16 protein-coding genes and 1 pseudogene are annotated in these 15,218 nt (G+C 69.3%); 1 reads left to right on the forward strand and 16 read right to left on the reverse strand.

Going from position 1 to position 15,218, the window contains the following annotated elements; genetic code table 11:
• Window positions 1-63: 63 nt before the first annotated feature.
• The 14 genes and pseudogenes from ACQEXA_RS18670 to proS form a co-directional block, all read right to left on the reverse strand.
• Window positions 64-432 (reverse strand): annotated as a pseudogene (locus ACQEXA_RS18670) (YraN family protein); the annotation flags it as partial.
• 241 nt (window positions 433-673) lie between these two features.
• Complete coding sequence (locus tag ACQEXA_RS18675; protein ID WP_003965949.1) at window positions 674-982, reverse strand: DUF2469 domain-containing protein; 309 nt, start codon at window positions 980-982, stop codon at window positions 674-676.
• 56 nt (window positions 983-1,038) lie between these two features.
• Complete coding sequence (locus ACQEXA_RS18680) at window positions 1,039-1,548, reverse strand: NUDIX hydrolase (protein ID WP_432933041.1); 510 nt, start codon at window positions 1,546-1,548, stop codon at window positions 1,039-1,041.
• Window positions 1,538-2,281, reverse strand: a complete 744-nt coding sequence (gene lepB / locus ACQEXA_RS18685; protein ID WP_433130595.1) for a signal peptidase I — start codon at window positions 2,279-2,281, stop codon at window positions 1,538-1,540. Before lepB (ACQEXA_RS18685) ends, ACQEXA_RS18680 begins: the two co-directional genes overlap by 11 nt.
• Before the next feature lie 78 nt (window positions 2,282-2,359).
• Window positions 2,360-3,319 (reverse strand): signal peptidase I, encoded by a 960-nt coding sequence (gene lepB, locus ACQEXA_RS18690; protein WP_432933037.1) that lies wholly within the window; start codon window positions 3,317-3,319, stop codon window positions 2,360-2,362.
• On the reverse strand, window positions 3,204-4,292 hold the full coding sequence (gene lepB, locus ACQEXA_RS18695; protein WP_433130597.1) for a signal peptidase I: 1,089 nt from the start codon (window positions 4,290-4,292) through the stop codon (window positions 3,204-3,206). The genes lepB (ACQEXA_RS18690) and lepB (ACQEXA_RS18695) overlap by 116 nt, the downstream gene beginning before the upstream one ends.
• Window positions 4,285-5,004 carry a signal peptidase I gene (gene lepB / locus ACQEXA_RS18700; RefSeq protein WP_432933033.1) on the reverse strand — a complete coding sequence of 240 codons (720 nt, stop codon included), beginning with the start codon at window positions 5,002-5,004 and terminating at the stop codon, window positions 4,285-4,287. Before lepB (ACQEXA_RS18700) ends, lepB (ACQEXA_RS18695) begins: the two co-directional genes overlap by 8 nt.
• A gap of 165 nt (window positions 5,005-5,169) precedes the next feature.
• A complete protein-coding gene (gene rplS / locus ACQEXA_RS18705) occupies window positions 5,170-5,520 on the reverse strand; it encodes a 50S ribosomal protein L19 (RefSeq protein ID WP_128380949.1) in 351 nt (116 codons plus the stop codon).
• A gap of 134 nt (window positions 5,521-5,654) precedes the next feature.
• Window positions 5,655-6,488: a tRNA (guanosine(37)-N1)-methyltransferase TrmD gene (gene trmD / locus ACQEXA_RS18710; protein ID WP_433130599.1), complete on the reverse strand. Its 834-nt coding sequence runs from the start codon at window positions 6,486-6,488 to the stop codon at window positions 5,655-5,657.
• On the reverse strand, window positions 6,488-7,063 hold the full coding sequence (gene rimM / locus ACQEXA_RS18715) for a ribosome maturation factor RimM (protein ID WP_432933028.1): 576 nt from the start codon (window positions 7,061-7,063) through the stop codon (window positions 6,488-6,490). The genes trmD and rimM overlap by 1 nt, the downstream gene beginning before the upstream one ends.
• A gap of 82 nt (window positions 7,064-7,145) precedes the next feature.
• Window positions 7,146-7,385: an RNA-binding protein gene (locus tag ACQEXA_RS18720; protein WP_003973401.1), complete on the reverse strand. Its 240-nt coding sequence runs from the start codon at window positions 7,383-7,385 to the stop codon at window positions 7,146-7,148.
• A gap of 2 nt (window positions 7,386-7,387) precedes the next feature.
• Complete coding sequence (gene rpsP, locus ACQEXA_RS18725; RefSeq protein WP_359397178.1) at window positions 7,388-7,816, reverse strand: 30S ribosomal protein S16; 429 nt, start codon at window positions 7,814-7,816, stop codon at window positions 7,388-7,390.
• A 341-nt stretch (window positions 7,817-8,157) separates the two neighbouring features.
• A complete protein-coding gene (locus ACQEXA_RS18730; protein ID WP_360998386.1) occupies window positions 8,158-8,754 on the reverse strand; it encodes a hypothetical protein in 597 nt (198 codons plus the stop codon).
• Window positions 8,755-8,997: 243 nt separating this feature from the next.
• Window positions 8,998-10,413, reverse strand: coding sequence for a proline--tRNA ligase (gene proS / locus ACQEXA_RS18735; protein WP_432933025.1), 1,416 nt, complete (start codon window positions 10,411-10,413; stop codon window positions 8,998-9,000).
• A 226-nt stretch (window positions 10,414-10,639) separates the two neighbouring features.
• Here proS and ACQEXA_RS18740 point away from each other — a divergent pair, with 226 nt between their 5' ends.
• A complete protein-coding gene (locus ACQEXA_RS18740; RefSeq protein ID WP_433130601.1) occupies window positions 10,640-11,500 on the forward strand; it encodes an SAM-dependent methyltransferase in 861 nt (286 codons plus the stop codon).
• A gap of 32 nt (window positions 11,501-11,532) precedes the next feature.
• Here ACQEXA_RS18740 and ftsH read toward each other — a convergent pair whose 3' ends face one another.
• Window positions 11,533-13,461 carry an ATP-dependent zinc metalloprotease FtsH gene (ftsH, locus tag ACQEXA_RS18745; RefSeq protein ID WP_433130603.1) on the reverse strand — a complete coding sequence of 643 codons (1,929 nt, stop codon included), beginning with the start codon at window positions 13,459-13,461 and terminating at the stop codon, window positions 11,533-11,535.
• A gap of 104 nt (window positions 13,462-13,565) precedes the next feature.
• Entirely contained in the window at window positions 13,566-15,113 is a 1,548-nt protein-coding gene (gene ffh, locus ACQEXA_RS18750; RefSeq protein ID WP_360998383.1) for a signal recognition particle protein, read from the reverse strand.
• Window positions 15,114-15,218 lie beyond the last annotated feature (105 nt).

Consider the following 15,218-nt stretch of genomic DNA (forward strand, 5'->3'; position numbering starts at 1 on the left):
GTTCCCGAAAACCAGGATCAACCCCTGCGAACCGACCCCACCGGGGTTGACGAAACAGATAGGGGCACCCCCCCGCACGTGCTCGACCAGGGGGGCGCCACGCTCGGGCAGAACGACACCGACCACGTCGATCCGCACCCCGCCAGGCGGTGCCCCTCCGTGCGTCTGGATCCAGCGCTCGGCGAGGTCGCGCAGCCGCTCGGCCTTCACCGGTGTGACGGCGGCCATCGGATGCGCGAAGCGGCCGCCCCTGCGCGTCTTGACCTCGCACACGACCAGGACGTCGCCGTCACTGGCCACGATGTCGATCTCGCCGCTCCTGCCGCTGCGCCAGTTGCGCTCCAGGACCGTCATCCCGGCCGCCGTCAGCCGCCGGGCGGCGAGCTCCTCGCCGTACCTGCCGAGTGCACTGCGTGACTGATGCGTGTTCATGTCGGCACCACCTCCGGCGCCAACCGTGCCGCATCCGTCGCCACGAAGTGGATCTTGGTGGACGAGTCACAGGTTGTGGAAAACTCCGTCACCCTCGCGGGTGCGACATCTCCGTCACCTCGCGGGTGCAACTTCGTCACCTCGCGGGGGCAGCCTTCACCGCCACCGTGACAGCCGTGGACAAGATCCCCACCCTCACGGCGACAGAAGGCCCCCCTTATGCCGACGGCGACCGCTGCCTTCAGCCGCCCGGGAGCTCCAGATCGCTCTTGTTCAGCTCTTCGATGTTCACGTCCTTGAACGTGAGGACCCGAACCTGCTTCACGAAGCGAGCAGGCCGGTACATGTCCCAGACCCAGGCGTCCGCCATGGACACCTCGAAGAACACCTCGCCCTGTACGGAGTGCACCTGCATCTCGTAGTCATTGGTGAGGTAGAAGCGCCGCTCGGTCTCGATCACGTATTTGAACAGACCGACGACATCGCGGTACTCCCGGTAGAGCTTCAGCTCCATCTCGGTCTCGTACTTCTCGAGGTCCTCGGCGCTCATGGCATGTTCCCCTTCAACCGTGCGATCCCACCATTGTGCGCCAGTCCCGTGCGCCTCTAGACGATTTCTGTGTCGAGGATCTCGGGCCTGGCCGGGGGACCCTCGTCGAGCAGCGTGCGCAGCAGCTCGGCGAGTCTCTTCGGATACACCGTCTCATGCGCTTCGGCCAGTTCCCCGCACGACCACCACCGTGCACCGGCCACACTGCGCTTTTCCAGCTCCGTCAGGCCCGTCGCGGCCGTGACCAGGGCCGTCCGGGTTGTACGGGCGAGGTAGTACCACTCGTCCTGGTCCCAGCGGCGGCCGGCGAAAGGGAACGAGCACATCCGCTGCCACAGCACCGGGCCCAGCTCGACGTCCGTGATACCGGTCTCCTCGGCCAGCTCACGCAGGGCAGCCTGCTCGCGCGTCTCGTCGCCCTCCAGGCCGCCGCCGGGCGTGAACCACCAGTCGTCGGCCGGGTCGTCCGGCTCGTGCCCGTGCAGCAGCAGAATGTGGTCCAGGGGATCGAGCAGCACCACTCGGGCCACCTTGCGCAGCCCGCCCGCGGCCGGCTCAGCGGACACCGGCCAGCTCCCTCCGGGGGGTGCTGCGCCCGCGGCTCGCGAGCTTCGCGATCGGGCCGTAGGCGGCACCCACCATCACCAGCACCGCGCCCGCCACGATCGCTCCGACGATCAGCCGCAGCGGTCCGGGCGACGAGATCGGGCCCAGTGCCTGGAAGCCGGTCGGGCGCACCAGCATGCCGTTCATCGGCCACACCACGGCGTCCACACGGGTGTCCACGCCGCTGCGCGCCACCGTGCCGTTGAAGGCCTCCGTGAGGTGCGCCGTGGAGTCCAGGGACCCGCTGCGCTCGTCACCGAGGAGGAACAGCCGGTCCTTGGGGACCGTGATGGACGGGATGGTCTTGTACTCGGCGGCGGAGCCCTTGGGGAGGTACGGCTCCTGGATCTCCTTGCCGTTGACGGTCAGCTTGCCGTCGGTGCAGCAGGCGACCGTGTCGCCGCCGATCGCCACGACCCGCTTGACCAACGGCATGTTGCCCCAGCTCTTCTGCTTGAAGACGACGACGTCGCCGCGCTTGACGTCGGCCCCGTCGACGCGCTGGGCGAGCACCCTGTCACCGGCGGCGATGGTGGGCGTCATGGAGTTGGTCGGCACCGTGTAGGGCTTGTAGACGAACGCGCCCCAGACGAATCCGCCGAGGAAGAGCACACAGCCGAGGGCCACGGCCAGCCCCGACAGTGTGTTGCCGAGCCGTCCGCGGCCTTCTTCCGTACGACCAGTCCCGCTCATCCCAGTGCTCCCCAAGTCGGAGATTCGATCCCGTGGCCCGCACCGGGCCACGGAAGATCGGCGATCTGGGACGGCACCCTACCGGCCGGTACCGCTGCCAGAAACCCTGGGGTTTCCGGCGGTAAGGCTCGCGGTGATCCGGCGCCTGCGCCAGAGCACCAGCGGCACCGCGCCCGTCAGCCCGAGCGCCCCCGGGGCCGCCACGCTCAGACCCTGGTCGAAGGTGTCCGGGATCGGCAGCGTGTCCCAGCGGGTGGGCGGCCAGGCGACCACGATGGCCCGGCCCACGACGTTCCCGACGGGCACGAAGCCCTGGTACTGGTCCTGCTGGTGGTAGCGGGAGTCCAGCGAGTTCTGCCGGTGGTCACCCATGACCCAGATTTTGCCCGGCGGAACCATGACCTTGAACTGGCCGCCCTGGTCGTCGACGCTGCACGGGGTGTTGCCGGGGTACACATACGGCTCGTTCAGCGCCTTGCCGTTGACCAGCAGCGGGCCGGTGCCCTTGCACTCGATGGTGTCGCCGGCGACGCCGACGACCCGCTTGATGAGGTCCTTCTCCTCCGCCGACGGCATCAGGCCGATCCAGCTCAGGGCCGTCTGCAGGGCGTTCGGATTGGTGGTGGGCTCGCCCGCCAGCCAGTTGTCCGGGTCGTGGAAGACGACGACCTCGCCGCGGGAGGGCTGGGAGCCGAACCAGGGGGTCAGCTTGTCCACGAGGACGCGGTCGCCCTGCTGGAGCGTGTTCTGCATCGAGTCGGAGGGGATGGAGAACGCCTGCACCAGGAACGTCTTGATCAGCAGCGCGAGAACCAGCGCGATGCCGATGAGCAGCGGGAGCTCCTTCCAGAAGGAGCGCTGCTTCTTCGGCTGCTGAGGGGGCTGCCCGTCGCCCTCCCGTGTATCGCCGCCGTCATAGGACTCACTCCCGGAGCCGATGCGGTCCTCCGCCGCCGGGGGGGCCGTCTCGTCGGGTCGCTCCGGCCGCTCTTCGGGGCCCTCGTGCCCGGACCGTGCGCCGACCGCCAAATCCCCCACATCCACTCCTCAGTCCGTATCGCCGCCGGCGCCCCAGTCGACGCAGGCCCACCACTCCCATAACGAGCGGGAGTTCCGCAGGGCTCGGGAGGGGGATCAATCCGTATCGATCCGCGGAGGCCACCCTATGCGACAGACCGAGCGCGGTGTTCGACCCGCCCGGGACCGACGCGTAAGTGTCCGGCTCTTTCAGGCGTGTCCAGTGCCCGATCGGCCAGGCGATGACCATGGCGCGGCCGACGACGGACTTCTCCGAAACAGTACCGCTGAACGCCTCGGTGCGGTGGTAACGCGAGTCGGCCGAGTTGGCGCGGTGATCGCCCATGACCCACAGCCGACCCGGGGGAACGGTCACCGAGAACGAGAAGTCGGAAGGTTTGTTCCCCGGGTGAATGTACGGCTCATTCAGCGGCACGCCGTTGACGGTGACATGCCCCAGGGCGTCACAGCACTTGACCGTGTCCCCGCCGACGGCGACGACCCGCTTGATCAGATCTTTGTCGTTGTCGGAGGGAAGCAGACCTATCCAGGTGAGCCCCTCCTTGAACTGCTTGATGCCCACCGGGTCGTTCTTCTTGGCCGTCTGCTCGCCCGCGAGCCAGTCGCCGGGGTCACGGAAGACCACCACGTCGCCGCGTTGCGGCTTGGAGCCGAACCACGGAGTCAGTTTGTCGACGAGGACGCGGTCGCCGATCTGGATCGTGTTCTCCATGGATCCGGACGGGATCACGAAGGCCTGCACGAGGAAGGTCTTCAGGACGAGCGCTATGAGGACGGCGACACCGGCCAGGAGAGGTATCTCCTTGACGGCGGAGTGCCTCCTCTTGCGCTTGACCTTGCGCTGGAGCTTGCGCCGCTCGGCCCGGCTGCGCCCGGTGGGGGTGCCTGCCGAGGCGCGCCGTGAACCGGTGGGCAGGAGGTTCTGCAGGCCGGTGTCGGCCGGCACGCCGCGCGGCTTGCCGCGGTTACCCATGGGCACCGTCCGCCGGGGACGGTACACGCGCGTAGGCGCCGGGACGGGTGATGTGCCTGAAGTGCGCGGAGGGCCACACGACCCAGTCGGCCCTGCCTATCACGGCGCCGACGGGGACCATTCCGCCGCCGGGCGAGCCCAGGTGGTCGCGGGAGTCACTGGAGTCGCTGCGGTGGTCACCCAGCACGAAGAGTGTGCCGTCCGGCACCACGACGTCGAAGGGGACGTCGGACGGGCTGTTGCCGGGGTACAGAAACGACGACTCGTCGACCGGCCGACCGTTCACCTCGAGTCTCCCCTCCTTGTCGCAGCAGACCACGTGGTCTCCCCCCACACCTACTACCCGCTTGACGTAGTCGGCGCTCCCGAAATACCCGGTGCCGTCGAAGACGACGACGTCACCCCGCTGCGGCTTCGATCCGAAACGGTACGCCAACTTATTTACGAGCACGCGGTCCCCAACCCTCAATCCGCGCTCCATCGAACTGCTGGGGATGTCGAACGGCTGGGTCACGAACGCGCTGAGCGCGAGGAGGAACAGCAGGCAGATCAGCACGGTCAGGGTGACCCGGCCGCCTGGCACCCGGTCGATCACCTGCGACGGCAACGCGAAGCGCGACCGTCCCTCCTGGCCCGCTGTGTCCGAGTTCGCCTCGGAACCGGCGGGGCTGGAGGAGCGGTCGCGCTCCGTGTGCTGTGCTCGGGTGTCCATCGGGGCCAGATGCTATCCGGCCTCGCTGTGGACCCCCATGTGGTGGCTCACTCACCTCAGGGGCGCTGAAGCCGGTGCCGGGAGGCCGAACGTGCTCAGCCCTGCGGGCCTGTCTGCGTTCGTGCCCGACGCCGGGGCGCTCCTGCGGTTCGCTCGCCGAAGCGCTCAGTTCTCGCGCTTCTCCTTGATCTTCGCCGCCTTGCCGCGCAGGTCGCGCAGGTAGTACAGCTTGGCGCGGCGCACGTCACCGCGGGTGACGAGCTCGATCTTCTCCACGATCGGGGTGTGCACCGGGAAGGTGCGCTCGACGCCGACGGAGAAGGAGACCTTGCGGACCGTGAAGGTCTCGCGCACGCCGGAGCCCTGCCGGCGAATCACCACGCCCTTGAACTGCTGCACACGGGAGCGGTTGCCCTCGATGACGCGGACGTGGACGTTGACCGTGTCACCCGGACGGAAGGCCGGGACGTCGCTGCGCAGCGAAGCGGAGTCGACGGAGTCGAGCAGGTGAGACATTTCGTCTGCTTTCTTCACCGATGCCACAGGTCATCGGCGGTACGTAGGTTCTCGATAAGAATCGCCGTCCGGGTCGGGGCGGACGTCGTGTCCCCCTGTGGCAGGGGCGCACGCCGGACGCGGACAGCAGCCGCCTATTCTTCCACGTGCTGCGGCCTGCGCCAAAATCGGCCGTGCGGTGCGCCGTCGGGATCGGGCGCCCAGCCCAGGATGGAGAGCATCTCGCGGTCCTTCTTGTCGAAGGCCGCCGGATCGCAGCGTTCGATCAGATCGGGCCGGTTGGCCGTCGTGCGCTTCAGTGCCTCGTCCCGGCGCCAGCGGGCGATCCTGCCGTGATGACCGCTGAGCAGCACCTCGGGGATGCCCCGGCCGCGCCAGGCGGGCGGCTTGGTGTAGACGGGACCCTCCAGGAGGTTCGCCATCGCGCCGGGCGCGAAGGAGTCGTCCCGGTGCGACTCGGCGTTGCCGAGCACTCCCGGCAGGAGCCGGGCCACCGCTTCGGTGATGACCAGGACCGCAGCCTCGCCGCCGGCCAGGACGTAGTCGCCGATGGACACCTCGTACACCGGTATCCGGGTCGCGTACTCGTCGATGACACGGCGGTCGATGCCCTCGTAGCGGGCGGGCGTGAAGACCAGCCACGGGCGCTCGGAGAGCTCCACGGCGAGTTCCTGGGTGAAGGGACGGCCGCTGGGTGTGGGGACGATCAGCGCGGGGGCCGAGGCACCCGTCTCGTATCCGTCGGCCAGGATGTCGTCGAGGGCGTCACCCCAGGGTTCGGTCTTCATGACCATGCCCGGGCCGCCGCCGTACGGCGTGTCGTCGACGGTGTTGTGGCGGTCGTACGTCCACGAGCGCAGATCGTGCACCTGGAGGTTCAGCTGCCCGCGCGCGCGTGCCTTGCCGACCAGGGAGACGTTCAGCGGTTCCAGGTACTCGGGGAAGATCGTGACGACGTCGAGCCGCATTACGCCTCTTCTCCGGACGACTCCCCCGTCTGGCCCTCGGACTCCCTGGCGGACGCGATCTCCGCGCGGTCGTCGATCAGGCCCGGCGGCGGGTCGATGACGGCACGCTGCTCCTCGAGATCGATCTCGGTGACGATCTCCTCGACAAAGGGGATCAGCACCTCGCTCCCGTCCGGGCACTCCACCACGAACAGGTCCTGGGAGGGCAGGTGCGAGATCTCGGTGATCCGGCCGACCTCCACGCCGTCCCGCGTCACGACGTCGAGGTCGATCAGCTGGTGGTCGTAGTACTCGTCCTCGCCCTCGGGCAGCTCGTCCGGGTCCACCTCCGCGATCAACAGGGTGTTGCGGAGGGCTTCGGCGGCGTTCCGGTCCTGGACGCCCGCGAAGCGCAGGAGCAGCCGGCCGCTGTGCACCCGGCCGGTTTCGATGGTGAGCGGGCCCGCGGACGCGGGATCGGTGGCCAGTACGGCGCCGGGTGCGAGCCTGAGCTCGGGCTCGTCGGTGCGTACTTCCACGGTGACCTCGCCCTTGATGCCGTGGGCGCGGCCGACCCGTGCGACTACCAGCTGCACTTGTGAAGATCTCCTGTCGTAACGACCGCGGGCCGGGGACGGCCCAGTTGGCCCTCCCCGGCCCGAGCCGGTTGCGAAAGCGTCAGCGGACGTGGTCCACGTCGACGAGGTCGACACGGACGCCGCGGCCGCCGATGGCACCCACGACGGTGCGCAGGGCGCGTGCGGTGCGGCCGTTGCGACCGATCACCTTCCCGAGGTCGTCGGGGTGAACCCTGACCTCGAGCACACGTCCGCGGCGCAGGTTGCGCGAGGCCACCTGCACATCGTCAGGGTTGTCGACGATGCCCTTCACGAGGTGCTCGAGAGCCTCCTCGAGCATGCTCAGGCCTCGGTCGACTCAGAAGAAGCGGACTCGGCAGCGGCCTCGTCCTTCTTCTCGGCCTTCTTCTTCTGGGTGATCGCCTCACCCTTGCCCTCGTCGTCACCGGCGAGAGCCTCGAACGTCGGACGCGTGGCCTTGGGCTCGGCCACCAGCAGCGGCGCCGGGGCGGGCTCGCCCTTGAACTTCTGCCAGTCGCCGGTCTTCTTCAGGATGGCGAGCACGGGCTCGGTCGGCTGGGCGCCGACACCGAGCCAGTACGCCGCGCGCTCGGCGTCGACCTCGATCACCGACGGGTTGTACGTCGGGTGGTACTTGCCGATCTCCTCGATCGCCCGGCCGTCACGGCGGGTACGGGAGTCGGCGACGACGATGCGGTAGTGAGGCGAACGGATCTTGCCCAGACGCTTCAGCTTGATCTTGACTGCCACGGGAGTGGGTTCTCCTGGATTTGACGTGGTTGGGCACGGCGAGATTGCCGCGTGGGGTTGCGGTACCCGAGTGCCCGATGGACGCGTCAGCCGGAGGAGAGAGGGGTCCTGTGCGGCTGTCGAGTACAGCTAGCCATTGTGCCACACACTGCCGGGGGCCACGGCCGTGGCACCTGGGCATGACAGAGACACACCCGGCGCCGGGGACTCCCGCGCGTCGCCGCGCCACCCGGCGCTCACTGGGTGCTGTCACGCCTGCCCATGCGGCGTGCCGCATGGGCCCGCAGCCGATCACGACCGCGTACGAAGCTGACGTACGGCCGCCACGAGCAGCCGTCTGATCAGCTCGCCGCGGCCCCCACCGGCTCGGGGATGCGGAAGGGCTTTCCGCAGCCGCCGCACACGATCGGGGCCTGTGCCAGGACCGACGGGACGACGCGGACGTTGCGGCCGCAGTCGCAGACCGCCTTGACGCGGACGCCGCCGCCGGAGGAGCCGTGGCGGGCGGCCGGGCCCCGGAACGAGCGGGCCGTGTCCGCGGCGGTGGCTGCCGTGTGGGCCTTCAGCGCGCGCTGGAGCCGCTCGATCGTCGGCCGGTAGCGGCGCTTCGCCTCGGGGTTGAGCGTGACCAGGGAGAAACCGCTGCTCGGGTGCGGTTCCTCGGGGTGGTCCAGGCCCAGCTCCTCGGCGATGGCGAGAAATCTGCGGTTGTGGTATCGGCCGGCACGGGAGGTGTCGCGTACACCGCGGGCAGCGGCGATGCCATGGACTGCCTCATGGAGCAGTCGCTCGAAAGAGAGTTCGTGCCCGCATGCGGACGAGGACTCTCCGATCAGTGACTCGGGCGCGGCAAGATCGGGCAGCTCGGGGTGGTACCGCTGAATGTCGGCCCACGCCTGCGCCAGCTCTGCGGCGAGAACAGGTGGTGTCGTGCTCACGTAATGACAACGAGCCTGAGTGCTCCCGTGTTCCTATTCCGGGGCATCCCAAATAATTTGCACTTACCCGTCAGTTGGCACTGATGCGTCCGGAGGAGGGCGGGTGCGCTGATCTGCGGAGAAGTCTCACAGCTCATACCAAGCCGGTGCGTAGCGACCGCTACGCACCGACGCGTAGGTGAACCGCGCACGCCGGAGCAGCTGGGGTCTGCCGATGCGCAAGAGGTGTTTCGGTCTCTTACCTCAATAAGCGCGCGCGACGACCGCGACGTTACCCGGTGCGTCGTCCGCGTCGGGAACCGCCCCGTCCTCGGTGACCAGACAGCGTACGGTCACGGCATGTTCGGTCAGCTTGGCCTCGCCGTCCTCGCCGAGCACGGACCACGGAATGCGGGCCCAGCCGCCGGCGACCGCCGCCTCGACGGCCTCGTCGATCGTCGAGACCTCCGCCGTACGGGACAGGCGGCGCTCCCGCGACTGCGCCAGGAGCAGCGCCTGGTCCTCCTCGAGGATCCCCGGAAGCAGCCCCGGAATCGACTCGAGCGCCACCGGCTCCTTGCCCCCGGGGATACGACGGGCCAGCATCGCTGTGCCGTTCTCCAGGTCGCGGGGGCCGATCTCGATGCGGACGGGCACGCCCTTGAGCTCCCAGTCGACGGCGCGGCGACCGAAGGGGGTGTCGGTGCGGTCGTCGACCTGGACACGGATCCCGGCCTCCTTGAGCCGGTGGCCGAGCTCGCGGACCTTGGCCAGAACCGCGTCGTCGCCCTTGATCGCGAGGACAACGGCCTGAATCTGCGCCAGGCGCGGCGGGACGCGGAGTCCGTCGTCGTCGCCGTGTGTCATGACCAGCGCGCCGATCATGCGGGTGGTGGAGCCCCAGGAGGTCTGCCAGACGTACTCCTGCGTGCCGTCCTTCGACAGGTAGCGGGTGTGGAACGCCTTGGCGAAGTTCTGGCCCAGCTCATGGCTGGTGACCATCTGGAGGGCCTTGCCGTCGCCCATCATGCTTTCCAGCGTCAAGGTGTTGATCGCGCCGGCGAAGCGCTCCCTGACCGTCTTGCGGCCGGACACGAAGTCGATCGCGAGGACATTCTCCAGGAAGTCCCCGTAGACGTTCCGCTGGATGTGGGCGGCGAAGTCGCGGGCCTCCTCATAGGTGGCGTGCGCGGTGTGGCCCTCCTGCCACAGGAACTCCGAGGTGCGCAGGAACAGGCGAGGCCGCAGCTCCCAACGCACCACGTTGGCCCACTGGTTGATCAGCAGCGGCAGGTCGCGGTAGCTCTGGATCCACTTGGCGAAGTAGTCGTTGATGATGGTCTCGGAGGTGGGCCTGACCACGGCGGGCTCTTCGAGGTCCTTGCCGCCGCCGTGGGTGACCACCGCGAGTTCGGGCGCGAACCCCTCGACGTGGTCTGCCTCCCTGGTGAGGTACGACTGCGGGATCAGCAGCGGGAAGTACGCGTTCTGGGTGCCCGTCTCCTTGATGCGGGCGTCCATCTCGCCCTGCATCCGCTCCCACAGTCCGTACCCGTACGGTCGGATGACCATGGTGCCGCGCACCGGCCCGTTGTCGGCCAGTTCGGCCTTGTTGATCAGGTCCTGGTACCAGCGCGGGAAGTCGTCCGCCCGGGGCGTGAGAACGGGTGCCTTTGCCATGGCGCGATGGTACGGGGACACCTCCGCGCGCCGTGAATGAATTTGTCACCCGGGGTGGAGGGGGGCGCACGGACGGCTCACAAGGAGTCCTCCGCACCCCCTGGACGCCACGACGGGCGCGGAGTTACCTGGCATACGGGGGGACTCGGGGGGAGCACAAGCGCGCATCACGGGGGCTGAAGGACACGGACGCAGCGACAACTCTCGGCGGAATGAGGCGCTTTCGATGACACCTACTCTCGTGCGACAGCACATCCCCCACGCGGGAGCGACTCCCCGCGTGGACCGGAGTGCACGCGCGCGTGACTGGGCGGAGATCCAGGAGCGGATGCTGGTGCCGCTCTACGAAGCCGTGTACGAACGGCTCGAAGTGGACTCCGGGACACGGCTGCTCGGGCTCGGGTGCGGTGCCGGTCTCGCCCTGCTGATGGCCGCCTCCCGGGGCGCCTCGGTCACCGGTGTCGACTGCGGCGCCCGCGAACGCCTGGCACTCGCCCGGGAGCGGCTGCTCCCGGGGACGCCGGGCACGCGCGCGCGTGCCGGCACCCGGATCGTCGACGGCTCCCCGCGGGACGCGGCGCCCGCCCCCGGAGCGCCGGCGTACAACCTGCTGACCGCCTTCGAGCCGATCGGAGCCGCCGCCGGTGACGGTGCGGTCCTCGCGGACCGGCTCGCGGACGCGAAGCCGCTCGCCGAGCACGGTGCGGCCATGGTGCTCACCGGCTGGGGCCCGCCGGAGCGGTGCAGCACGTCGCCGGTGCTCGGCCTGGCGAGGAAACTGGCCGATCCCGAGCACGGCGCGGGCGGCCGGCACCCGGCCCGGCGCGACGACCTGGAGGAGACGGCGCAGCGCTGCGGGCTGCGGCCGGACGGATCGGGGCGGGTCGCCTGCCCCTTCGGGTACGCCGACCTGGACAGCGCGGTACGCGGGATGCTGTCGACGGGGCTCTTCGACGCGGCGATCGCCGCCACGGACCGGGAACAGGCGGACAAGGAGCTGGCCGAGGCGCTGCACCCGCACCTGCGGGCCGACGGCACGGTGTGGATGCCGAATGTGTTCCGCTACCTGATCGTGCGCGTCCCCTAGACGAGCGCGCGCCCTGCCGGCTCCGCGGGCGCTCAGTCGTCCTTGCCCAGGCGCAGGACCCCGGCGATGCGGTACGCCTCCGCCTCGTCCAGGGTCTCGTTGGCCAGGAGGGCTTCCGCGAGAGCGTCCAGCTGGCCCCTGTGCTCCTCGAGCTTGCGGCACGCTTCGGCGTAGCACTGGTCCACGATGCTGCGCATCTCGCTCTCGATCACATCCAGCGTGTGCGGCGCCGCGGAGAGGCCGTACGCCTGCTGGGCGTCGCTGGGCAGAGCCGAGAAGCGGCCCACCCGTTCGCTCATGCCCCAGCGGGCGACCATGCCGCGGGCGATGTTGGTGACCTGTTCCAGGTCGCTCTCGGATCCCGTGGTGATGACTCCGTAGACCACCTCCTCCGCCGCCATGCCGCCGAGGGCGCCGATGATGCGGCCCCGCAGGTACTCCTCGGAGTACGCGTACTTCTCCACCTCGGGGGTCGACAGCGTCACCCCGAGCGCCCGGCCGCGCGGCACGATCGTGACCTTGCGCACCGGGTCCGCGCCGGGCTGCAGCATGCCCAGCAGGGCGTGTCCGCTCTCGTGGTACGCGGTGCGCCGGCGGTCCTCCTCGGGCAGCAGGAGCGCGCGTTCGGCACCGAGCTGCACCTTCTCCAGGGCTTCCAGGAAATCCTGCTGCATGATCTGCTGCTGGCCCCGCTTGACCGCCAGCAGCGCCGCCTCGTTGGCGAGGTTGGCCAGTTCGGCACCCGTCATGCCCGGGGTCATCCGGGCCACCTGGGGCAGGTCCACGTCCGGGGCCAGAGGCATCTCGCGTGTGTGGATCCCCAGGATCGCCTCGCGGCCGCCGCGGTCCGGCGGTGAGACGGTGACCACCCGGTCGAAGCGGCCGGGCCGGGTCAGTGCCGGGTCCAGGACGTCGGCCCGGTTCGTGGCCGCGATGACGATCACGCCTTCCGAACCGGTGAAACCGTCCATCTCCGTGAGGATCTGGTTCAGCGTCTGCTCGCGCTCGTCATGGCCGCCCAGCGACGCCCCGCCGCCTCGCACCCGCCCGATCGTGTCGATCTCGTCAATGAAGATGATCGACGGGGCCGCCTTGCGGGCCTCGGCGAACAGCTCGCGGACCCGGGAGGCGCCGACGCCCACGATCATCTCGATGAACTCGGAGGCCGAGGCGGAGAAGAACGGCACGCCCGCCTCGCCGGCCACCGCCCGTGCCAGCAGAGTCTTGCCGGTGCCCGGCGGGCCCGTCAGCAGCACGCCGCGCGGCATCTTGGCGCCCATCCTGCGGTAGGCGTCCGGGTTCTTGAGGAAGTCGACGACATCGCTCAGCTCGCCTTTGACCTCGTCGATCCCGGCCACGTCGGCGAACGTGGTGCGTAGCTTGCCCGGTTGCAGTTCGACGGGCTTGGGGGGCGCCCTGCGGCCCAGCATGCCGCCCGGGCCGCCCAGCCCGGTCCGCACCCGCCGCGCGATGAAGACCCACACCGCCACCAGGATCAGCAGCGGCAGCAGTGAGATGAGCAGGTTGGACAGAAAACTGCGCTCCTGCACGACCGGCTGGGCGGTCACCGTGACATGGTGCTTGGTCAGGTTCTGCCAGAGCTTGTCGTCGGCGAAGGCGGGGCGCTGCGTCTTGAACTTGGTGTACTTCCCGCCGCCCGGGTTCGGCTGCGCGGTCTTCAGCTGTCCCTGGATCGCGTCGCCCTTGGAGTAGACCTTGGAGACGTTGCCGTTGCCGAGCTGCCTGCTGAACTCCGTGTACGAGATCGTCGGCTGATTGGCCGCGGTGAAGTAGGTGAGGGCGGCGTAGGCGACGACGAAGACGATCACTGCGGCGGCGGCCAGACTCCACCAGCCGCCCGGGGGTCTTCTGCCGCCGGATCGCCGGGATGACTCCTCCGGAGTGCCTTCGGTGCGCCACGGCTTGTCCGGGGTCTTGCGTGGTGGCGCGGCATTCGTCATATATCGGACGGTACGGCACCCAGAAGGCCCCGGCACGCGCTGAGGGCGCCCCTGCGGACAGGGGCGCCCTCAGCCTCGTACGGCCCCGTGGACCGCCGTGGAAGTCAGCCCATGAACTTCTTGAACTCGTCCGGCAGCTCGAACTCCTGATCGCTCTGCTGCGGCAGGCCGAAGGCGCCGCCCTCGGCCGCGGCGGCGCGACGCGCGGCCTCCTCCTGCTCCTGCTGCTTGCGCTTCATCGGGTTGCCGGAGCGCTGCTTGCCCTTGGCCTTCTTCGGCTGCTTCTTGCTGCGGCCGGGGCCGCCGCCCATGCCCGGGATCCCCGGCATACCGGGCATGCCGCCGCCCTGGGCCATGCGCGCCATCATCTTGCGCGCCTCGAAGAAGCGCTCGACCAGGTTCTTGACCGCGCTGACCTCGACACCCGAACCCTTGGCGATGCGGGCACGGCGGGAGCCGTTGATGATCGTCGGCTCCTGGCGCTCGCCCGGAGTCATCGACTTGATGATCGCGGCCGTGCGGTCGACGTCCCGCTCGTCGAGGTTGTTGATCTGGTCCTTGATCTGGCCCATGCCCGGGAGCATGCCGAGCAGCTTGGAGATGGAGCCCATCTTCCTGACCTGCTCCATCTGGGCCAGGAAGTCGTCCAGGGTGAAGTCCTGGCCCTTCTTGGACGCCAGCTTGGAGGCCATCTTCTCGGCCTCTTCCTGGCTGAACGTCTTCTCCGCCTGCTCGATCAGGGTGAGCAGGTCACCCATGTCGAGGATGCGGGAGGCCATCCGGTCCGGGTGGAAGGCGTCGAAGTCCTCGAGCTTCTCACCGTTCGACGCGAACATGATCGGCTTGCCGGTGATCTGGCGGATCGACAGAGCCGCACCACCGCGGGCGTCGCCGTCGAGCTTGGAGAGCACCACACCATCGAAGCCGACGCCGTCCCGGAAGGCCTCGGCCGTGTTGACGGCGTCCTGGCCGATCATCGCGTCGACGACGAAGAGGATCTCGTCGGGCGAGACCGCGTCCCGGATGTCCGCGGCCTGCTGCATCATCTCCTGGTCGATGCCGAGGCGGCCGGCGGTGTCCACGATCACGATGTCGTGGACCTTGGTCCTGGCGAAGTCGATGGAGTCCCTGGCGACCTTGACCGGGTCGCCGACACCGTTGCCCGGCTCCGGCGCGAAGACGGCCACGCCCGCGCGCTCGGCGACGACGCTGAGCTGGTTCACGGCGTTCGGGCGCTGGAGGTCGGCCGCGACCAGCAGCGGGGAGTGGCCCTGCTCCTCGAGCCACTTGGCGAGCTTGCCCGCGAGGGTCGTCTTACCGGCACCCTGCAGACCCGCCAGCATGATCACTGTCGGGGGCTGCTTGGCGAACCGGAGGCGGCGGGTCTCCCCGCCGAGGATGGTGACCAGCTCGTCGTTGACGATCTTGAGGACCTGCTGGGCGGGGTTCAGGGCCCGGGAGACCTCGGCGCCGAGGGCGCGCTCCTTGACGTTCTTGATGAAGGTCCGGACGACCGGCAGCGCCACGTCCGCTTCGAGGAGCGCGATGCGGATCTCGCGCGCTGTGGCGTCGATGTCCGCCTCGGAGAGCCTGCCTTTCCCGCGGAGGTTTTTGAAAGTCGCGCTGAGGCGGTCGGAGAGGGTGTCGAACACGGCGGCGTCGGTCCTCGGAGTCGGGGGCGTTTTGGGCTGCCCTCCAGGGTATCCGGACCGGCGGGCAAATCATCCCCGCCGACGGAAGAGCAGGCCGGGGGGCCC

Origin of the sequence: Streptomyces sp. CA-106110 (assembly GCF_050936285.1) — a bacterium.
In the GTDB taxonomy this organism is placed as follows: domain Bacteria; phylum Actinomycetota; class Actinomycetes; order Streptomycetales; family Streptomycetaceae; genus Streptomyces.